This window comes from Geminicoccus roseus DSM 18922 (assembly GCF_000427665.1).
Lineage (GTDB): Bacteria > Pseudomonadota > Alphaproteobacteria > Geminicoccales > Geminicoccaceae > Geminicoccus > Geminicoccus roseus.
The window spans coordinates 3,500,266-3,519,843 of the sequence record NZ_KE386572.1; the positions used below are offsets into that span (position 1 = coordinate 3,500,266).

Here is a 19,578-nt window from a genome sequence, read left to right on the forward strand (position 1 = left end):
CGGCGGTCAGGCCGCGGCCGCGACCTGACGCAGGGCCCGCTCGAACAGTTCCGGCGGCTGGCCGCCCTGGATCAGGTGGCGGTCGTTCAGGATCACCGAGGGGACCCCGCTGATGCCGAGCCCGGTGTAGAACTGCTCCTGGGCGCGCACGTCCTGGGCATAGGCGTCGCTGTCCAGGATCTCGCGCGCGCGCTCAACGGATAGGCCGGCCGCTCCGGCGATCTCGACCAGGGTCGCCTTGTCGCTGACGTTGCGGCCCTCGGTGAAATAGGCGCGCAGCAAAGCGTGCTTGAGGGTCAGGTCCTTGCCCTCGATTTCCGCCCAGTGCAGCAGGCGATGGGCGTCGAAGCTGTTGTAGGTGCGCTCGCGGCCTTCCAGGCGGAACTCGAAGCCGACCGCGGCTCCCCGCTCGCGCAGCACCTCGCTGTTGGCGGCGACCTGTTCCGGGGTGATCCCGTATTTCTGGGTCAGGTGCTCGACGATCTCCTGGCCCTCGGGCGGCATGGCCGGGTTCAGCTCGAACGGCTGGAAATGCAGGTCGACGCGGACCGTCCCGTCCAGCCGGGCGATCGCCTCCTCCAGGGAGCGCAGCCCGACGGCGCACCACGGGCACACGATGTCGGACACGAAATCGATCTTCACGACAGGCGTCTCGGCGGGCGTTTCGGCGGACATGGCGCTGCTCCAGGGTTGCAGGTGTCAGGTGGGGTCGAGGCGGCCGACGGCAAGCGCGAGGTCGTCCGGCGTGTTCACGTTGAAGAACGGATCCAGCGGCGCTGCCGGCCAGACGACAAGGCGCCGCCCGGCAAGCCGGGCGAACGCGCCCACCCGCCGCTTGCCGGCCAGCAGCTGCTCCTCAAGCATCGGCGCCAGCGCCACCGACCAGACCGCGATCACCGGATGCTCCCGGTCGCCCGAGGCGGCACAGGCGACCGGATGGTCGGGGGAGATGGCGGCGGCGAGCTGGCCGGCGAGGTCTGGCGGGAAGAACGGGGTGTCGGCCGGCAGGCTCAGCACGTGGCCGGCGCCCCGTTCCGCTGCCCAGCGCATCCCGGCCAGCACGCCCGCCAGCGGGCCCGGAAAGCCCGGCAGCGGATCGGCGCGCACCGGCAGGCCGAAGGCCGCGAAGCGGGCCGGATCACCGTTCGCGTTCAGGAGCAGGTCGTCCACCTGCGGCCGGATCGCCTGGATCACGTGCGCCAGCAGCGGCCGGCCGGCCAGGGGCACCAGGCACTTGTCGCCGCCGCCCATCCGGCGGGCCAGGCCGCCGGCCAGGAGGACGGCGGGCAGGCGGGGCTCAGGGGGCGAGATGGCAGACCGCTTCCAGATGGTAGCCGTCCGGGTCGATCACGTAGGCGGCGTAATAGTTGGGATGATACTGGTGGCGGATCCCGGGCGGGCCGTTGTCCTTGCCGCCATGGGCCAGGGCCGCCCGGTACCAGGCGTCGACCGAAGGGCGGTTCTGGGCGGCGAACGCCACGTGCATCCCGTCGATCGGGACGGGAGCCGGATCGTCCGGATTGGTGGAGGCGCCGATCCAGAAGGCCGGCTCGTGGCTGTTGCCGCCATAGCCCAGCCCCTTGAAGTCGGGCGCGTCGTCGATGGTCATCACGAGGCGATAGCCCAGCTCCGGCAGGCTGGCATCATACATCGCGCGGGAGCGGGCCAGGTCCGCCACGCGGATGGAGAGGTGGTCGATCATCGTCTGCCCCAGGCTGTTCGGCGACTGACGTCCCTTTCGCAATCGGGTACCACGTCGGGGCCCGGCCTGTGGAGAGCAAGCTTGTCCGAGATCCCCGCCCACCGAGTCCTGCCCCTGTTCCAGGCCGACGCCATCGCCGCGCGGGTCGACGAGATGGCGGCGGACCTCGCCCGCGCGGTGCCCAAGGACGTGACCGTGGTGGCGCTGCTGAAAGGCGCGTTCGTGTTCACCGCCGACCTGGTCCGGGCGCTCGACCGGCACGGGCTGACCCCGGAGGTGGAGTTCCTCCAGGTCAGCTCCTATGGCCTGGGCACCGCCAGCTCCGGCAAGGTCAAGGTGATCGGGGCGATGCCGGACAGCGTCGGCGGCCGCGACGTGCTGCTGGTCGACGACATCCAGGACACCGCCCGCACCCTGGCCTGGACCCGCGACCTGCTGGTGTCGCACGGGGCCAACTCGGTGCGCACCTGCGCGCTGCTGGACAAGCCGTCGCGCCGCCAGGTGCCGTTCGAGGCCGACCATATCGGCTTCACCATCGAGGACTGGTTCGTGGTCGGCTACGGGATCGACTGGGCCGAGCGCTACCGGCACCTGTCCTGGATCGGCCGGGTCGAGTTCGACCAGGCCTAGCCCGGCCGGTTACTTCAGGAAGATCTCGAAGTCGCGCACGGCGATGGCGAAGTCGCGGTCGGCGAGCACCGGGCTGGTCTGCTGCATCGACACGAACATGCCCTCGATCCGGCCGCTGGGATCGTTGCGCGGCATCAGGGGGTAGTTGACGCCCTCGAAGGTGAACGTGTTCGCCATGCCGAAATTGGTGACGCGCTCGCCGGTGCGCTCGTCGAAGACCCAGATCCGCATCAAGGCGCCGGAGCGCTGGCCAGGGCTGGGGTCGAAGCGGTCGTTCAGCACCAGCTCGTGCTCGATCCGGTACCAGACCCCGCGGCGCAGGCCGTTGGTCACCGGGTCCTGGGCATGCATCTCGGTCATGATCCGCGAGCGGGTGCAGGTGACGTCCAGCATGTCGTCCTTGAAATGGCCGAGCAGCTTGGCCGAGGCGCTGGCGATCGAGCCGTTGCGCCCGCCAACCACCACCCGGGTGGAGAAGGCGTTGCCCTTGTTGACGGTCCGGCGGTTGCCCTCGCACAGATGGTCGTTGGGCGGGTAGGCGCCGTCGGGCGCGCTGGCCAGGCCCGGGATCTTGGTCTCGAATCCCAGGTCGAAGTCGAAATTGCTGGAGTACATCGCCCGGTAGCTCAGGCAGGCGCGCTCGCCCACGCCCAGGCTCGCCAGCGAGTTGGGGTCCTGCGAATCCTTGTCGAAGATCATCCAGCCGGTGTGGTGGCCCAGGCTCATGGGCGGGGTGGGGCCGCCCGGGATGCCCAGGCAGATCGCGCTGACCGAGCCGTCCACGACGCATTCAGACAGGTTCTTCTTGTTGATGACCGTGCTGTTGCCCCAGCTGGATTCCGCGCCCGGGTTCCAGTTGCCGCGGATCCTGCGGCCATAGCCGCTGGTGGTGCCGGTCCCGAAGATGTGGCGCCACTGCTTCCTGAACTCGTCCTTCAGGCGGGGCTGGCCGTCCGGCCCGACGTCATAGTTCAGGGAGACCATGTTGCCGGAGGTGTGGCGCTTGCCGGGCGGCAGGCGCGCCAGGACCTGGGCCACCGAGGGATGGCGGGTGCGCCAGAACAGGTCGTTGATGTCGTACAGCCCGCCACAGCGCCGCAACGGCGCCGCCTCGGCGAACTCGGCCAGCAGGAGCAGGGGAAGGGCGATCAGGGGAAACAGCCAGCGGCGAATCTTCATCTTCCAGCATCGGTCCAGGCTACGGGCAAGGGCCGTCCGTAGTCGGGAAGGAAAAGCAGAAGATCAAGGCTGAATATTGTCTCAGTGGATTGCCTGGATATTTCCGGACGCTATCGATTCAAATCTGCATTACACCAGAAAATTTGTAGAAAATCCCAAGGCATTCTCAAGATCATCTGGAAGTTTGACCGGAAACAATCAGTCGCGATCGATCCGCCAGCGATAGAGGACTGCGGCGACCGAGGTCGCCAGGTTGAGGCTGGAGACGCCCGGGCGCATCGGCAGGCAGAAGGTCCGCTCGGCGCGGCGGCGCCAGCGCTCGTCCAGCCCGCGCCGCTCCGAGCCGAACAGGAGGATGGCGTCGCCGGGCACCGAGCCCGGCTTCAAGGGCGCCCCGTCCGGGTCCAGCGCCACCAGCGGCCGGTCGGTCATGTGCGGCAGGTCGTCGATCCGCATCACCGGCAGGGCATAGTGCAGGCCGGCCGAGCCGCGCAGGCTGGAGCGGTGCCAGGGATTGTGCGGCCCGGTGGTCAGCACCGCCGCAGCGTCCGCGGCGGCGGCGGCGCGCACCACCGCCCCGACATTGCCGTGATGGGTCGGCCGGTCGAGCAGCACGATCGGGCTCCTGGATGGCGCCAGCACGTCGGCCAGCGCATGGGTGCGCGGCTCCGCCAGCGAGATCACCCCGGTCGGCACCGCCCCGCCGGCCAGGGCGGCGAAGCGCGCGGTCGGCACCTCGACCAGCAGCCGCGCCAGGTCCGGCAGCAGGTCCGGGCAGAGTTGCTCCGCCAGCGCCAGGACCCGCTTGGCATCGGGCGCCAGGACCTCGTGGACCCGCCCGCCAAAGCGCAGGGCATGCTTGAGGGCGTGCAGCCCCTCCAGGATGATGTCGTCGGATCGCTCGCTCAGCGTGTTGCCCTCCCCGGCCGCTGGTGCGGGCTATAGCGTGCCGCCGGCGCACCGGTCGACGCTTCAACCGATAATGTCATGGTGAGAGATTGTCGATAAACTTAAGGTTGAAATAACGCTGGTCTGCGCCAGGAGGCCTAGCGCCCGGCCAGGATGCCGAACGTCATCCACAGCGCCATGGCGATCATCATCAGGTTCTCGGTCAGCGACACGAACCCGAGCGGGACCTTGCTCGACCCGCCGACGCAGGCGCATTTCAGCTCCCGCCGGTCGATGTAGACGGCCTTGAACACCGAAACGGCGCCGATCGTGCCGATGAACAGGGCGGTCGGGATGGACAGCCAGTTCAGGGCGTGCGCGATCATCAGCACCCCGGCCAGTCCCTCGGCAAAAGGGTAGATGTAGGAATAGGGCACCCATCGCCTGGCCAACAGGTCGTAATTCAGGAACATGGTGGCGAAGCTCTCGACATCCTGCAGCTTGAGCAGCGCCAGCACGGTCATGCTGAAGGCGATGAACCATTCCGCCGCCCGCAGGGTGAAGAGAGTGCCAAAGGCGGCATGGCTGGCGGCCAGGGCCATCAGCAGGGTGGTGACGAACAGCATCACGACCGGCCGGTAAGTCGTCTGGTCGGGGCTGGCCACCGGCTTGCCGAAATAGCGGCGAAGGTCATCATAGCCGCCGATCCGCTGCCCATCGATGAAGGCCTGCGGCGTCGTCTTGACGCCATGCTCGGCCTTGAAGGCGTCGGTCGAGGCGCGCGAGGTCAGCCACTTGTCGTCGACCGAGAAGCCCTGGCGGCGAAGCAGGTCCTTGGCCTTCAGCCCGAACGGGCAGACATGCTGCTCCATCACCATGCGGTAGAGCGTGGCCCGGCGAGTCTGCCTCGGATCACTAGCCACGAAGACGGCTCCCCTGGTGGATCGCCCGTTCCTGTCCAGCCATGCCGGGCTTGGCCCGCGCGCCCTGGCAGATGGGTCCCTGGAGGGCCTGGATGGCGGAAAAGGACGTCACCAAGCAAACAGCCGGGTCTCCATCCGAGTTCCGCCCGGAGGAAATGGGCGCTTCGAAAGGGTTTGGTTTGCGTGCCGCCGAGGCGCGCCTATCGTCGCGCCGACGGTGAACCGGCAAGGTGGCGGAGCGATGGCGGCGCGGATCGGCAGCAGGATCTATGACGAAGCGATCTATGCGACCGACCGGCCGGTGCCGAGCCTGTGGGAGGCCACCGCCGGCCCGGCGCCCGCGGACGACGGTGCCCTGGAAGGAGAGGCCAGCACCGAGGTCGCGGTGATCGGCGGCGGCATCGCCGGCCTGTCGCTGGTCTGGCACCTGACCCGGCGCCACGGGATCGAGGCGGTGGCGCTGGACGCCGGCAAGATCGGCTGGGGTGCGTCCGGCCGCAATGGCGGCTTCGTCAGCATGGGCTACACCAAGCGCTCGCTGGAGGAACTGTCCCGCTCCTATGGCGGCGACGACGCCCGCACCGTGTTCGAGGCGCAAAAGGCTGCCTGCGCCTATGTCCTGGACCTGGTGCAGGCCGAGGACCTCCAGGTCGACCTGGCCGGGCGGGGCGAATACATCGTCGCGCACAAGCCCGACCGCATGAAGGGACTTGAGGCCAAGAGCGCCGCCATGAAGGCGATGTTCGGCGAGGACTGGCCGGTCCTGAGCCGCGCCGAGCTGGAGAGGGCGGGCTATGCCAGCCCGGAGGCGCATGGCGGCATCTACGTGCCGCACGGCACCGGGCTGCACCCGCTGAAATACACCTATGGGCTCCTGAGCCTGGCGCGCCGCCATGGCGGCCGGGTGCATCCGAACTCGACGGTGGTCCGCTGGGAGCGGGACGGCGGCGGCCATCTGCTGCACACCGCGAGCGGCGGGCGGCTGCGGGCGAAGACCGTGGTGGTCGCCAGCAACGGCTTCACCACCGAGGGCCTGGACCAGCGCTTCGACGGCGTCACCCTGCCGGCCCTGTCCACCATCCTGGTGACCCGGCCGCTCAGCCTGGAGGAGCGCCAGGCGCAGGGCTTCACCACCGACGTGCCGGTCGCGGACAGCCGCAACCTCCTGTTCTACATCCGCCTGCTCAAGGACGGGCGGCTGCTGTTCGGCGGGCGGGGCGGCACCAACTCCACCGAGGCCGCCGGCCAGCGCTACGCCGACTACATGCGCCGGCGCCTGGGCGAGGTGTTCCCGGCCTGGAAGCAGGTCGAGATCAGCCATCGCTGGCGGGGATTCGTCTGCCTGACCGCCGACCTGGTCGGCCGGGTCGGGCTGTTCCCGGAGGACCGTTCCACCGGCTACCTGTTCGGCTGCCACGGCAGCGGCGTGGCGATGTCGGGCTATGCCGCGAAGTTCCTGGCGGCGCAGATCGCCGACGCCAGGTTCAACGAGCCGTTCCCGAACTGCTTCCGCCAGCCGCCCAAGCGCTTCCCGATGCCGTCCTTGAGGGTCCCGGCCCTGCAGGCCGCCTATGCCTGGTACCGCCTCAAGGACGAGGTGCTGCCGGCCTGAGCCTGCCGCCGCCGGAGCCGGAAAACGGCGCGAGGGTGGAGCAGGACGGGGCGGATCGGTTAGGATCACCGGAGGACGAGCCGAACGGAGGCGCCGTGTATCTTCGCGCCAGCATGGAGACAGCAACATGACCGCGCCCCGCGACATCGCCATCTGGCTCCACGACCTGCAGGACGCCACCCAGGAAGCCCTGCATTTCATCCAGGGCGTGCCGCTGGAGAGCTATCTGGGCGACCGTATGCGCTGCCTGGCGGTGGAGCGGCTGCTGATGCTGATCGGCGATGTCGGCATCCGCCTGGAGCGGGAGGACCCCGCCGACGCCACGGCCCTGCGTGACCTGCCGAAGATCGTGGCGCTGCGCAACCGGATCGCCAACGGCTACTGGCTGACCGACCATCATTTGGTGCACGGGCTGGGCGAGGAGGTGCTGCCGCGCCTCCTGCAGGACCTGGAGCGGCTGGTGGCGGAGGCCGACCGGCGCCGGCAGGAGGATCATGGCGGGATGGACTGGGACCAGGAGTGATGCACCCCTCGATCGCCCAGCGGCTGCCGGAGATCGTCGCGCTTTGCCGCCGCTGTGGCGTCAAGCGGCTGGAACTGTTCGGCTCCGGCGCCCGCGGCGATTTCGATCCGGCGCGCAGCGACGCCGACTTCCTGCTGGAATGGGACCCCGACGCGCCGGGCGGCCTGCCGGACCGCTGGTGGGAGCTGGACCAGGGGCTGCGCGACCTGCTGGGCCGCCAGGTCGACCTGGTGGCGCTGGGCTCGATCCGCAACAAGAGGCTCCTGGACACGATCCGGCGCCGTCCCCGGGAGGTCCTGGTGGCCTGAGCGGCGGCCTTCCTTCGCCATCTCGAGGAGACGGACGATGACGTTCAAGGCGATGACGTTCAAGGCGATGACGCTGGGCCTGGCAGCCCTGGTGCTGGCGTCGAGCGCGCTTCCGGCGCTGGCGCAGGCCGAGACCACCCGGATCCGGGGGACGCTGGAGGAGGTCGACGCGGACAAGATCACCGTCGCCAAGCGTGACGGCGGGGTCGAGCCGGTGGGGCTGAGCAGCGACACCCGCTTCCTGGAGGTCCGTCCGGTCGGGATCGAGGCGATCCAGGAGGGCAGCTATATCGGGGTCGCCGGGCTGCCGCAGGCAGACGGGAAGATCCGGGCGCTGGGGGTGATGCTGTTCCCCGAAACGGCGCGCGGGACCAACGAGGGCCATTTCCCCTGGGACCTGCAGCCCGAGAGCACCATGACCAACGCCACGGTGGCGACGGTCGAGGAGGCCGGCGACGGCCGCGAGGTCGTGGTGAGCTACAAGGGCGGCTCCCAGACCATCGACATCACCGATGCCGGCACCATCGCCTCGTTCGCCCCGGCCGACGCGTCGATCCTGTCGGTGGGGGCGAAGGTCACGGTGGTGGTGCGGCAAGCCGCGGACGGCCTGCCGGGCGCCGTGGCGGTGCTGGTCGGCAAGGACGGGTTCACCCCGCCCAACTGACCGCCCGCCGCGCCAAAAACTCAGGCCCGTCGCCGGCGCGACTTGGCGAAGGTGTCGAACGCCACCGCCAGCACGATGATCAGGCCGATGATGATCTGCTGGACGTAGGGGCTGACATTGTTGAGCACCAGGCCGTTCTGCAGCACGCCGATCAGGATGGTGCCGATCACCGTGCCGAAGATCGTGCCGACCCCGCCGAACAGGCTGGTGCCGCCGATCACCACCGAGGCGATCACGATCAGCTCGTAGCCCTGGCCGGCCACCGCCTCCGCCGAGTTCAGGCGGGCGGACAGGATGAAGCCGGATAACCCCGCCATGAAGCCCATGATCACGTAGACCGACATGGTGATGCCGCGCACGTTCAGGCCGGACAGGCGCGCCGCCTCGGGATTGCCGCCCACCCCATAGACGTGCCGGCCGTAGCGCGTGTAGCGCAGGATGACGTGGGCGAGGACGGCGAACGCCAGGAACACCATCACCGGCACGGGGATCCGGCCGATCAGGGGCAGGGTGAACAGATAGCCCTGGCCCCACCAGGTGTAGCCGGCGTCGAACCCGGAGATCGGGCCGCCGCCGGCCATCAGCAGCGCCGCCCCGCGAAAGGCCGACATGCCGCCCAGCGTCACCACGAAGGGCGGCACCTTCAGCCTGGTGGTGGCGAAGCCCTGCAGCGCGCCGGCCGCGGTGCCGAACAGAACCGCCACCAGCATGGCGAGCGGCCAGCCATAGCCGATATCGGCGCCCTCGGTGGCGACCGTGAAGCGGTTCTCCAGCCCGCCCTTGGCGACCGCGGCGGCGGCCAGCCCGGCAAAGGCGACCAATGCTCCCACCGACAGGTCGATGCCGGCGGTCAGGATCACGAAGGTCATGCCCAGTGCCAGCAGCCCGTAGATCGAGACCTGGCGCATCACGTTGACCAGGTTGAGGGGCAGGAGGAAGCGCGGCTCCAGCCAGGCGAAGATGCCCATCAGGACCAGAAGGAAGATCAGGGGCGCATAGGCTGCCAGGAGGCCGAACAGATCGATGCCGTTGCCCCTGGTGTCGCCGCTGCTCGTCGCCGTCGCCATGTGATTGTTCGCTCCAGGCTCTCAAGCGGCCGTCTGGGTGTGCGTGAAGAGATGCATCAGCCGTTCCTCGGTGGCGTCGTCGCGCATGATCTCGCCGGTGATCCGGCCTTCGCGCATGGTGACGATCCGGTCGGCCAGCCGCATCAGCTCGGGAAGCTCGGACGAGATCACGATCACGGCGATGCCCGCCTCGGCCAGCTCAAACAGGAGGTGATGGACCTCGTTCTTGGCGGCGATGTCGATGCCGCGGGTGGGCTCGTCGACGATCAGGACCTTGGGGTTGAGCGCCAGCCAGCGCGCCAGCACCACCTTCTGCTGGTTGCCTCCGGACAGGTTGACCACCGGCTGCTCGTGGCTGGCCATGCGGATCGAGAGCTTCCGCCGGTAGGTCTCGACCAGCTCGTGCTCCAGCCGGCTGGATACGAAGCCCAGCCGGCTGGTCATCCCGTCCAGCGCGGTGACCGACAGGTTCGGGCGGATCGCCAGCGACAGGAACAGGGCCTGCTGCTTGCGGTCCTCCGGGACCAGGCCGATCCCCTGGCGGATCGCGTCGCGGGGCGAGGCGATCGCCACCTCCTGGCCCTCGATCAGGATCCGGCCGGCATCGATCGGGTCGGCGCCGAAGATGGCGCGGGCGAGCTCGGTGCGACCGGCGCCGATCAGCCCGCCAATGCCCAGGATCTCGCCGGCATGGGCGGTGAGCGACACGTCGCGGACCCGCACCGCGTGGGGATCGTTGGTGTCGCCCATCCGGGTGAGGTCCTGGACCTCCAGGATGGTGGCGCCGCGATGGGCGACGCGGCCGCCGCGGCCATGCAGGGCGACCTCGCGGCCGACCATCATCCGGACCACGTCGTCGACCCGGACATCCTTCACCTCTGCCGAGCCGACCAGCTTGCCGTCGCGCAGCACGGTCAGGCGGTCGCAGACCTGCATGACCTCGTCCAGGCGGTGGGTGACGAACACCACCGCGATGCCGGAAGCCTTCAGGTCGGCGATGATCCGGAACAGGCGCTCCACCTCGGTTTCCGACAAGGCGGAGGTCGGCTCGTCCATGATGACGAGCTTGGCCTCCATCGACAGCGCCTTGGCGATCTCGACCATCTGCTGCTCGGCGACCGAGAGGTCCCTGACCAGGCGGCGCGGGTCCATGTCCAGGCCGACCCGCGCGGTGACGGCGCGCGCCTGCTCGTGCAGGGTCTTCCAGTCGACAAAGGGGCCGCGGGTGGGCTCGCGGCCGACATAGACGTTCTCGGCGATCGAGAGGTTCGGCAGGAGGTTGAACTCCTGGTAGATCGTCACGATCCCCAGCGCCTGGGCCTCGGCCGGCCGGGTGATGGTGACCGGCCGCCCGTCGATCGCGATGCTGCCCTCGTCGGGCAGGTGCGCGCCGGACAGGATCTTCAAAAGCGTCGACTTGCCGGCGCCGTTCTCGCCCAGCAGGGCATGGGCCTCGCCGGCGCGGACGTCGAGGCCCACCTCGGTGAGGGCCTGGACGCCGGGAAAGCGCTTGCTGATGCCCTGGACATGGAGAAGCGGGTTCACGATCGGGCATCCCTTGTCAGGACAGGTTGGGCGCCGGCGGACAAAGCAGGAAATGAATCAGACATGGCCGGCAGGGCGGCCGGCCATGTCCTCGGGCGGAACCGTCCGGCTTACTGGACTTCGCCCAGCCGCTCCGCCTTGTCGAGATTGTCCTTGGTCAGGACGATCGGGGTGAGCAGCACCAGCGATTCCTCGGGCTCGGTGCCGTTCTGGATGTAGTCGACCAGGATCTGCACGGCCTTGCGGCTCTGGCCGCCCGGGAACTGCTCGACCGTGCCGGCCAGCCCGCCGTCGCGGATCGAGGCCAGCGCCTCGGGCAGGGCGTCGAAGCCGACGATCCGGATCTGGTCGTCCATGCCGCGCGCCCGGACCGCCTCCAGCGCGCCCAGCGCCATGTCGTCGTTGGCGGCGATGATCACGTCCGGCGGGGTGCTCATCCCGGCCAGGAGCGATTCGGTCACCGACAGGCCCTGGTCGCGGGCGAAGTTGGCGGTCTGCTCGGCCACCACCTCGTACTTGTCCTGGTGCTGGTCGATGACGTTGTGCAGGCCCTTGTTGCGGTCGATCGCCGGCGAGGCGCCGGGCTGGCCCTGCAGGTTGATGATCTTTGCGCCATCCGGGTAGTTGTCCAGCAGCCACTGGCCCTGGGCCTCGCCGCCCTTGACGTTGTCGGCGCCGACATGGGCCAGGATGCCTTCCACGCCATCGACGCGGCGGTCGACGGTGACCACCGGCACGCTGTTCTCCACCGCGGTGGAAAGCGCCGGCGCCATGGCGTTGACGTCGGAGGGGCTGATCACGATGCCCTGGACGCCCTGGACGATCGCGGCCTCGACATCGGCGGTCTGCTTGGGCGCGCTGTTCTGGCCGTCGCTGTCGATGGTCTGGACGCCCAGCTTGCCGGCCTCGTCCTTAATTTCCTTGAGCATGTGCACGAAGAACGGGAATGAGAGCGACGGCACCGAGGCCAGGATGGTCGCATCCTGGGCCCGGGCGGTGACGCCTGCCATCGACACGCCCGCAAGAAGGACCGCAGCCGCCAGTGCGCTGCGCCGAACCAGCTTCATGATCTCGACCTCCCTCGTCCCCGCGGCTCCACAGGCCGCGTTGACCAAGAGACTAACCGCCCGAGCCCCTGGATGAAAAGTCGGATTTTTCAGGGCAGCCGGGGGCGGTCCGTGCCGATCAGGCAGTCGCGCGAGACGAGGGCCGCCAGGCGCTCCTCGCTCCATGCCCCGGTGCCTTCCGGCCGGTCCGGGAGCACCAGGTAGCGAAGCTCGGCGGTGCTGTCGTGCACCTCGATCCGGGTGTTCTCCGGCAGCTCGACCCCGAACTCCTTCAGCACCGCGCGCGGCTCGCGCACCATCCGCGCCCGGTAGGCCTTGGACTTGTACCAGTCGGGCGAGCCGCCCAGCAGGAAGCGGGGGTAGCAGGAGCACAGGGTGCAGACGATGACGTTGTGCAGGCCCGGCTGGTTCGCCACCGTGCGGATCGGGATGCCGCCGGCGTCGATGCTGAGCTCGGCGGCGGCGACGTTGACGTCGGCCAGGAGGCGCTCGCGGAACGACGGGTCGACCCAGGCACGCGCGACCAGGCGGGCGCCGGCGGCGGGGCTGGCCGCGTCGATCTTCTCCAGGGTGCGGTGGATGTCGGCGGTGGTGCACAGGCCCTTGGCGACGATCAGCTCCGCCAGCGCCTCGGTCAATGCCATGTGCCAGGTCAGCGGCGCGTCCTCGACGTCCGGCTGCCGGGGATGCGGATGATGGTGATCGTGATCATGGTCGTGGTGGGGATGGGTCATCGCAGGGGCTCCAGCCAGTGCTCGTACAGATCCAGGACGACGGTGTCGGCGGGGTCGCCGGCATAGTCCGGCCAAAGCGCCGTCTGCTGGAAGCGGACCCGCCAGACCGGCTGGTCGGGGCCGCGTCGACCATAGGCCATCAGCTCGGCGTCGGGCATGCGGCCGGCCAGGGTGGTCACCACCCCCTCCTTGCCGCGCACGAAGGCGGGGGTGCGGTGGTGGCCGGGCGGATCCATGGCAAGCACCCGGACCCGGTCGCCCTGGCGCAGCCCTCCCGGGTTCACGGACATGGCGCGCTCTCCCGGTGGCGGGCGCGGGCCGCCTCCATCGCCTGGCCGAGCTCGGTGGGCGTCACCAGGCCCTTTTCCAGCGCCAGGTTGGCGGCGGCCTGGATCCAGCGCTCGTAATAGGTCAGCTCCTCATAGGCGCCCGGGCCCAGCTCCTCGATGGTCCGCCGCATCTCGTCGAGCGTGAACAGGTTGGCGCCGATCATGAGGCGCATGATGGCGTCGACCTTCTTCTCCCACGGGGCGTAGTCGTGGGGTGCTCGGTCCACCGGCCCCTCCGGCAATCCGCCGACATCGTGAACGCGCTGCATGCCTGGCCTCCTTGTCCATGGACGGTCTGCGCCGGAGGGAAGGGTGGCGCTGCTGCAGCGGCTGCGCAACGGCAGAAGGCGAGGGAAGGCCCGAGATGGCGCTCCGGCGCCTGTCGTGGGCGGCTGGCGCCAGCGAGCGGCGAAGCGATCATTTTCTCGCAAGAATCCGGATGCGATGCAATATCGATCAGTCATATTCATGCAATCCTCCGGGAATCCCATGTTCCTTATGGATTGTGCCCAGGCAGCCTCAAGCGGGGCGGGCTTCCGGCTCGCCAGGGCAGCCCGTGCCAGCTAATCCCACCGGGTCGGACGAGTGCTCGGGCCATCTGCCCGGCACGACGCGGCGCACCGGCCGGACACCGGGGCAGCACGCTCTCTGCTACCACGACGCAAGGGATCGACGAGGGCATGACGGATTTCCCAGCGGTCGCCACGACCGGATCGATCCGCGCGCGCTTCGCGGCCATGCGTTCATGGATGGTCGGCCTGCTGGCCGGGCTGCTCACCCTGGCGATCGTCGGCGCCGGAGGGCTGTGGCTCGTCGCCCGCGACCGAGCCGAGGTCCTGCAAAGCACCCGCACCGAGCTCGGCGCCATTTCCCTGGCCGGCGCCGGGTTCGTCGAGCGGGCGCTGGGCACGCTCGACATCGTCGTCTCGATGGGCCTGGAGGAATATGCCGATGGCCAGATGAGCCTGGGAGAGCTGAGCGCCTGGCTCAGGCGCCAGAGCGGTCATGCCGACCAGCTCGATTCGATCGGCGTCCACGTGATCATCGACGCCAGCGGAAAGGTGCTCCATGCAAGCGATCCGTCCCTGGTCGGGATGGATTTGTCCGACCGGCGCTATTTCGACGCCCACCTGAGCGACAAGCCGCCCAGGATGTTCATCGACGAGCCGCTGATCTCGCGCGGCCAGCCTCCCCGCCGGATCGTGCCGATCAGCTGGGCGATCCGGAACCAGCAGAACGAGCTGGTCGGCGTGGTCGCGATCGTCGCGAGCTGGCAGCTCTATGCCGATGTCTTCGCCGAACTGCGCACCCGCCCCGACCAGATCGTCGGCCTGATCGGCAGCAATGACCGCGTCTACGCGCTGGACGCCGTGCATTGGACGGACACCCGGGTCGACCCGCCCCGCCCGGCCTTCCTGGACGTCATGGAGGCCGGGGCGGGCGGCCGCTCCGCCCGACAGATCGTCGGGGACGACGTGGTCGTCTGGGCCGACGTGCCGGACCTGGCGCTCCGTGTGGTGACCGCGACCCCGCTCGCGACCGCGCTGCGCAGCTGGTGGTGGCGCTGCTACATCGTCGCGGGCGTCGTGCTGGCGGTGAGCCTCAGCGCCGGGATCCTGATCCGGCTGCTGCACCGCAACGTCCAGGCGCTGTGGGCCGCCGCGGCCGACGCGCGCGCCGCCCAGGCCAGGGCCGAGGCCGGCGACCGCGCCAAGGCCCAGTTCCTGGCGGCGATGAGCCACGAAATCCGCACCCCGATGACCGGTGTCCTGGGCATGGCGGACCTGCTGGCCTCCGAGGACCTCCAGCCGCGCCACAAGGCCTATGTCAACTCGATCCGGACGTCGGGCCGGCACCTGCTCAGCGTGATCAACGACGTGCTCGACTTTTCCAGGGGCGGCGCCGGGGGACTGGTGGTCGAGAACATCCCGTTCTCGATGGAGCAGATGCTGGAGCAGACCCAGTCAATCATGGCGCCCCAGGCGCGCGAGCGCGGCCTCACCCTCCGGTTCCCGGAAGAACCCGGCGAGGCCGACCTGCTGCAGGGCGATCCAACCCGGCTGCGCCAGATCCTGGTGAACCTGATCGGCAACGGGCTGAAATTCACCAGCGAGGGCGGCGTGACGGTGCGCCACCAAGGCTCGCTCGACGAGGATGGCCGCTTCTGGTGCCGCTTCGAGGTCCAGGATTCCGGGATCGGCATCCCGCCGGACCGTCAGCGCGAACTGTTCCAGGCGTTCACTCAGGCCGACCTTTCCACCACCCGCAAATATGGCGGAAGCGGCCTGGGGCTGGCGATCTGCCGCCAGCTGGTCGAGGCGATGGGCGGACGGATCGGGGTGGAGAGCGCCGCCGGCCAGGGCAGCACCTTCTGGTTCGAGGTGCCGCTGGAGAAGGCGACGGCGCCGCTCGCCCCCACCGCCCAGGCGGCCCATGTCCGCTCGCGCCCGCTGCGGATCCTGGTGGCCGAGGATGTCGAGATCAATCGCGACCTGCTGAGGGCCACGCTCGGGCGGGAGGGCCACGAGATCGTCACGGTGGAGAACGGCGAGGAGGCGGTCGCCCGGGCGGCCGAGCAGCCGTTCGACGTGGTGCTGATGGACGTGCAGATGCCGGTGATGGACGGGATCGAGGCCACCCGGCGCATCCGCGCCCTGCCGCCGCCCAGCGGCCAAGTCCCGATCCTGGCGCTCACCGCCAACGTGATGGACACCGAGCGCCAGCGCTGCCTGCAAGCGGGGATGAACCAGGTGCTGACCAAGCCGGTGGTCTGGCCCGACCTGTTCCATGCCCTGTCCGCGTTCGGTGCGGCCGCGCCGGCGGAGGTCGCGACGCCCGAGCCGCCGGAGGCTGCCGGCTCGGCGCCCTTGGCGCCGCCCAGCGCTGCCGGCCTGCTCGACCAGGCCCGCATCGCCGGGCTGGGCAAGATGGCGGGGCCGGCCAAGCTCGCCCAGTTCCTCGGATCCGCCATGAAGTCGGCCGAGGACCTCCTGCTCGAGCTGGAAGGCGTGCGCGAGCAGCCAGCCGAGGTCGCCCGGGTCGCCCATCGGATGGCGGGGACGGCGCCCAGCTTCGGGCTGGAGCGGATCGGCACGATCGCCCGCGAGGTCGAGCTGCTGGCCCTGGCGGGCGAGGAGTTCGGACCGATGATCACCGGCCTGCGCGACGCGGTGACCGCGACCCGCGCCGAACTGGAGGCGTCGGGTCTCCTGGCGCCGAGCTTGACGGGCTAGCGGCATCGGGTCAGCCAGTGACGTCGTCAGCCAGGCCGGGCGCCAGGAGCAGGGGATCCCCGATGCCGTCCCAGATCGAACGTAAGCTCACCACCATCCTGTGCGCCGACGTGGCCGGCTACAGTGGCCTGATGGAGCGGGACGAGATCGGCACGCTCGACGCGCTGCGCCGGCACCGCGGCGTGTTCAAGGGCCTGATCGAGCGCCATCGCGGCCGGGTGGTGAACACCTGGGGAGACGGGCTGATCGCCGAGTTCCCGAGCGTGGTGGAGGCGGTGCGCACCGCCATCGAGGCGCAGAAGGAGCTGAGGCTCGTCAATGGCAAGGTGCCGGACCATGCCCGCCTGGAATTCCGGGTCGGCATCAACCTGGGCGACGTGATTGTCGAGGGCGACGACCTCTATGGCGAGGGCGTGAACGTCGCTGCCCGTCTGCAGGCGCTGGCGGAGCCGGGCGGGATCGTGATCTCGGGGACGGTCCACGACCAGGTGCGCGGCAAGCTGAGCGTCGGCTTCGACTATGCCGGCGAGCAGACGCTGAAGAACATCACGGATGCGGTCCCAGCCTACCGGGTTACCGACGGCCGGGTCACCGGCTCGGCCACCAGGCCCCCGGTCCGGCCGGGCCAGCCGGAACGGGAGGATCCGCCGGCGCGGACGGCGCTGGGCCGGCTCCGGGCGCACCGGATCTGGCCGAGCCTGCGCACCTACCTGCTGGTGGTGGGCTTTTTGTTCCTGCTCAACCTGTTCTCCGGGCTTGGCAACATCTGGTTCCAGTGGCCGGCGCTGATCATGGGATTCGTGCTGGCGCTGCGCTGGTCGCGCCTGTCCTGAAAGAACGCCGTCAGCGCCCGGCGCACGGAGCCAGCCGGGCAGGCTCGCCGTCGGCGGGCTTGCCAGTGATCTCGGTGATGCTGGCGCAGGATCCCGCCCGGCAGATCTGCCAGTCGGCGGTGGCACCGCTGCGCGCCAGGACCAGCTCCGGCAGGGGCGGCAGGTCCGGCCGCCAGCGCCAGCCATCAGCCGTGCGGACCGCGTCATCCGGCGGGTCCATGCCGGCGCCGCTGCCCTGGATGGAGGCTTCCAGCGGCACCAGGCCCGCCGGAGTCGCCTGCCAGCGCTCGGTCCACAGCGTCTTCTGGACGCTGTGGGACCAGCGCAGCTCGGCCTGGGTCACGCCCAGGTCGACAATCAGGCTGCCGAGCGCGAGGCAGATCGTGAGCGGGTCCGCCACCAGTGCCATCCGATGAAGAGGGCGCTCAGGCCCAGGCCCAGCTCGTCGGTGATCGGCAGCGCCACCACCAGGAGCGTGGCCGCGACCGCAGCGACGATCCGCTCCGGCCAGTTCAGCGGCCCGAGCAGCCAGCCGACGGTGACGCCGCCCCAGAGCCCGATCGCGATCAGGGCCTTGAACGCGACGTAGACGGTGGCGGCGTAGCTGTCGCCCTGCAGCATCAGCGCCGGGGAGTACACGGCCATGAACGGCACCACGTAGCCGGCGATCGCGATGCGGGTGGCGGTGAAGCCGATCCGCATGTGCGGCGCGCCGGCGATCGGCGAGGCCGCCAGGGCCGCCAGGGCCACCGGCGGGGTGAGGTCGGCCATGATCCCGAAATAGAACACGAACATGTGGCTGACCAGCAGCGGCACGCCGAGTTCCGCCAGGGCCGGCCCGGCGATCGAGGAGGTGATGATGTAGTTCGGGATGGTCGGGATGCCGGTGCCCAGCACCAGGCAGGCCAGCATGGTGAGCAGGAGGGAGAGCAGCAGCGAGTTCTGCCCGATGTCGACGATCCAGCCGGCGAAGTTGGAGGCGAGGCCGGTCAGGGTCAGCGTGCCGACGATGGTGCCGACCAGGGCGCAGGCGATCCCGACCGGCAGGGCATGGCGGGCGCCGTCGGCCAGCGCGTCGCGGCAGATCACCAGGGTGGCGCGCCCCCCGGCGAACAGCAGGCAGCCCAGCACCAGCAGCAGGATGAGCAGGGCGATCACCGCGATGCCGTAGCGGCCGAAGCTGGCGGCGCCCACGCCCAAGGCCACCCAGAACAGGATGCGCAGCGCCGAGACCGGGATGCTGCCCGCCAGCGGGCGGCCCAGCACCACCAGGGCGGTCAGCGCCAGGCTGACGGTGCCGGCGAACATCGGCGTGTAGCCGGAGAACAGGAGCCAGACCAGGACCGCCAGCGGCAGGATCAGGTACCAGTCGCGGCGCAGGGCGCCGAGCGCGCTCGGGCACTCCTCCTTGGGCAGCCCGACCAGCCCGTGCCGCCCGGCCTCCAGATGGACGACCCAGAACACGGTGGCGAAATAGAGCAGGGCCGGGATCGCGGCGGCGACCGCGATGTCGACGTAGGGAACGTCGATGGTCTCGGCCATGATGAAGGCCACCGCGCCCATCACCGGCGGCATGATCTGCCCGCCCATGGAGGAGGTCGCCTCCACCGCCCCGGCGAAGGCCGGCTTGTAGCCGAACCGCTTCATCAGCGGGATGGTGAACTGGCCGGTGGTCACCACGTTGGCGACGCCGCTGCCGTTGATGGTGCCCATCAGGCCGGACGAGATCACCGAGACTTTGCCGGGTCCGCCCTGGGTGTGCCCGACCGTGCCGAGCGCCAGGTCGTTGAACAGGCGGATCATCCCGGCCCGCTCCAGAAAGGCGCCGAACAGGATGAACAGGAAGATGAACGAGGAGCTGACATAGATGGCGGTGCCGTAGATGCCCTCGGTGCCGAGGAACATCTGGTCGACCACCTGGGCGAAGTCGTAGGGCCGGTGGTCCAGGGGATAGGGCGCGTACTCGCCGAAGAAGGCATAGAGCAGGAACAGGCCGCAGATGATCGGCAGGGCCAGGCCCAGGAGGCGGCGCGAGGCCTCGAACACCAGCACCGTCACGATCACCCCGACCACCAGGTCCGCGGTGCTGGGGTCGCCGGCGCGCAGGATCAGGTCCTCGTAGAAGATCCAGTGATAGAGGCCCAGCAGGAAGCCGGCTCCGCCCAGGAGCCAGCCGGACAGGCGGGCGGTGCGGCTGCCGCTGCGCTCGGCCAGCAACGTGAAGCAGAGCAGGAGCAGGAAGCCGACATGGACGCTGCGCACGACCATGGAGGGAAGGGGCGAGAGGGCCGCGGTCCAGAGCTGGAAGGTGGAGAAGGCGAGGGCGATCGCCATGATCGCC

Annotated in this window: 21 protein-coding genes; 7 read left to right on the forward strand and 14 right to left on the reverse strand. The window is 69.7% G+C overall.

The genetic code is table 11. The features are described from left to right. Window positions 1–6 precede the first annotated feature (6 nt). From GEMRO_RS0117490 to GEMRO_RS34330, 3 genes are read right to left on the reverse strand one after another with little or no spacing between them, the layout of a single operon-like run. Entirely contained in the window at window positions 7–675 is a 669-nt protein-coding gene (locus GEMRO_RS0117490) for a DsbA family oxidoreductase (RefSeq protein ID WP_027135043.1), read from the reverse strand. 24 nt (window positions 676–699) lie between these two features. After that, entirely contained in the window at window positions 700–1,311 is a 612-nt protein-coding gene (mobA, locus tag GEMRO_RS0117495) for a molybdenum cofactor guanylyltransferase MobA (protein WP_027135044.1), read from the reverse strand. Then, the gene (locus GEMRO_RS34330; protein ID WP_027135045.1) at window positions 1,298–1,702 is read right to left on the reverse strand and encodes a VOC family protein; all 405 of its coding nucleotides are present in this window, start codon (window positions 1,700–1,702) and stop codon (window positions 1,298–1,300) included. Before GEMRO_RS34330 ends, mobA begins: the two co-directional genes overlap by 14 nt. A gap of 81 nt (window positions 1,703–1,783) precedes the next feature. Between GEMRO_RS34330 and hpt the strand changes: the two genes are divergently transcribed. Then, a complete protein-coding gene (hpt, locus tag GEMRO_RS34335) occupies window positions 1,784–2,332 on the forward strand; it encodes a hypoxanthine phosphoribosyltransferase (protein WP_027135046.1) in 549 nt (182 codons plus the stop codon). Between the two features lie 9 nt (window positions 2,333–2,341). Here the strand turns inward: hpt and GEMRO_RS0117510 are convergent, their stop codons facing one another. From GEMRO_RS0117510 to GEMRO_RS0117525, 3 genes are all read right to left on the reverse strand, one after another. Further along, window positions 2,342–3,511: a hypothetical protein gene (locus GEMRO_RS0117510; protein ID WP_027135047.1), complete on the reverse strand. Its 1,170-nt coding sequence runs from the start codon at window positions 3,509–3,511 to the stop codon at window positions 2,342–2,344. A gap of 198 nt (window positions 3,512–3,709) precedes the next feature. Continuing rightward, window positions 3,710–4,246, reverse strand: a complete 537-nt coding sequence (locus GEMRO_RS0117515) for a TrmH family RNA methyltransferase (protein WP_205625015.1) — start codon at window positions 4,244–4,246, stop codon at window positions 3,710–3,712. A gap of 311 nt (window positions 4,247–4,557) precedes the next feature. Next, entirely contained in the window at window positions 4,558–5,277 is a 720-nt protein-coding gene (locus GEMRO_RS0117525) for a MauE/DoxX family redox-associated membrane protein (RefSeq protein ID WP_084507092.1), read from the reverse strand. Window positions 5,278–5,563: 286 nt separating this feature from the next. On the opposite strand from GEMRO_RS0117525, the gene GEMRO_RS0117530 reads away from it, so the two are divergent. The 4 genes from GEMRO_RS0117530 (at window position 5,564) to GEMRO_RS0117545 (ending at window position 8,429) form a co-directional block, all read left to right on the forward strand. After that, window positions 5,564–6,934 carry an NAD(P)/FAD-dependent oxidoreductase gene (locus GEMRO_RS0117530; protein WP_051329185.1) on the forward strand — a complete coding sequence of 457 codons (1,371 nt, stop codon included), beginning with the start codon at window positions 5,564–5,566 and terminating at the stop codon, window positions 6,932–6,934. A 127-nt stretch (window positions 6,935–7,061) separates the two neighbouring features. Beyond that, window positions 7,062–7,457 (forward strand): HepT-like ribonuclease domain-containing protein, encoded by a 396-nt coding sequence (locus tag GEMRO_RS32815; protein ID WP_051329186.1) that lies wholly within the window; start codon window positions 7,062–7,064, stop codon window positions 7,455–7,457. Next, complete coding sequence (locus GEMRO_RS0117540; RefSeq protein WP_027135051.1) at window positions 7,457–7,765, forward strand: nucleotidyltransferase family protein; 309 nt, start codon at window positions 7,457–7,459, stop codon at window positions 7,763–7,765. Before GEMRO_RS32815 ends, GEMRO_RS0117540 begins: the two co-directional genes overlap by 1 nt. 37 nt (window positions 7,766–7,802) lie before the next feature. Further along, complete coding sequence (locus GEMRO_RS0117545; RefSeq protein ID WP_051329187.1) at window positions 7,803–8,429, forward strand: DUF5666 domain-containing protein; 627 nt, start codon at window positions 7,803–7,805, stop codon at window positions 8,427–8,429. Window positions 8,430–8,449: 20 nt separating this feature from the next. On the opposite strand, the gene GEMRO_RS0117550 is transcribed toward GEMRO_RS0117545, so the two are convergent. The 6 genes from GEMRO_RS0117550 to GEMRO_RS35700 form a co-directional block, all read right to left on the reverse strand. Further along, window positions 8,450–9,496, reverse strand: coding sequence for an ABC transporter permease (locus GEMRO_RS0117550; protein WP_027135053.1), 1,047 nt, complete (start codon window positions 9,494–9,496; stop codon window positions 8,450–8,452). Window positions 9,497–9,517: 21 nt separating this feature from the next. Beyond that, a complete protein-coding gene (locus tag GEMRO_RS0117555; protein WP_205625016.1) occupies window positions 9,518–11,041 on the reverse strand; it encodes a sugar ABC transporter ATP-binding protein in 1,524 nt (507 codons plus the stop codon). 110 nt (window positions 11,042–11,151) lie between these two features. After that, the gene (locus GEMRO_RS0117560; protein ID WP_035485528.1) at window positions 11,152–12,108 is read right to left on the reverse strand and encodes a substrate-binding domain-containing protein; all 957 of its coding nucleotides are present in this window, start codon (window positions 12,106–12,108) and stop codon (window positions 11,152–11,154) included. Between the two features lie 89 nt (window positions 12,109–12,197). Next, window positions 12,198–12,842 carry a nitrile hydratase subunit alpha gene (locus GEMRO_RS0117565; protein WP_027135056.1) on the reverse strand — a complete coding sequence of 215 codons (645 nt, stop codon included), beginning with the start codon at window positions 12,840–12,842 and terminating at the stop codon, window positions 12,198–12,200. After that, complete coding sequence (locus GEMRO_RS35695; RefSeq protein WP_035485530.1) at window positions 12,839–13,132, reverse strand: SH3-like domain-containing protein; 294 nt, start codon at window positions 13,130–13,132, stop codon at window positions 12,839–12,841. Before GEMRO_RS35695 ends, GEMRO_RS0117565 begins: the two co-directional genes overlap by 4 nt. Then, window positions 13,123–13,440: an SH3-like domain-containing protein gene (locus tag GEMRO_RS35700; protein WP_027135058.1), complete on the reverse strand. Its 318-nt coding sequence runs from the start codon at window positions 13,438–13,440 to the stop codon at window positions 13,123–13,125. The genes GEMRO_RS35695 and GEMRO_RS35700 overlap by 10 nt, the downstream gene beginning before the upstream one ends. Before the next feature lie 411 nt (window positions 13,441–13,851). Between GEMRO_RS35700 and GEMRO_RS32820 the strand changes: the two genes are divergently transcribed. Together GEMRO_RS32820 and GEMRO_RS30285 are read left to right on the forward strand one after the other, a co-directional pair. Beyond that, a complete protein-coding gene (locus tag GEMRO_RS32820) occupies window positions 13,852–16,404 on the forward strand; it encodes an ATP-binding protein (protein WP_051329189.1) in 2,553 nt (850 codons plus the stop codon). A gap of 62 nt (window positions 16,405–16,466) precedes the next feature. Further along, window positions 16,467–17,237 (forward strand): adenylate/guanylate cyclase domain-containing protein, encoded by a 771-nt coding sequence (locus GEMRO_RS30285; RefSeq protein WP_051329190.1) that lies wholly within the window; start codon window positions 16,467–16,469, stop codon window positions 17,235–17,237. 10 nt (window positions 17,238–17,247) lie between these two features. Here GEMRO_RS30285 and GEMRO_RS0117590 read toward each other — a convergent pair whose 3' ends face one another. Beyond that, entirely contained in the window at window positions 17,248–17,637 is a 390-nt protein-coding gene (locus GEMRO_RS0117590; RefSeq protein ID WP_205625017.1) for a DUF1850 domain-containing protein, read from the reverse strand. Then, the gene (locus tag GEMRO_RS0117595; protein WP_084507821.1) at window positions 17,595–19,571 is read right to left on the reverse strand and encodes a TRAP transporter permease; all 1,977 of its coding nucleotides are present in this window, start codon (window positions 19,569–19,571) and stop codon (window positions 17,595–17,597) included. The genes GEMRO_RS0117590 and GEMRO_RS0117595 overlap by 43 nt, the downstream gene beginning before the upstream one ends. Window positions 19,572–19,578 lie beyond the last annotated feature (7 nt).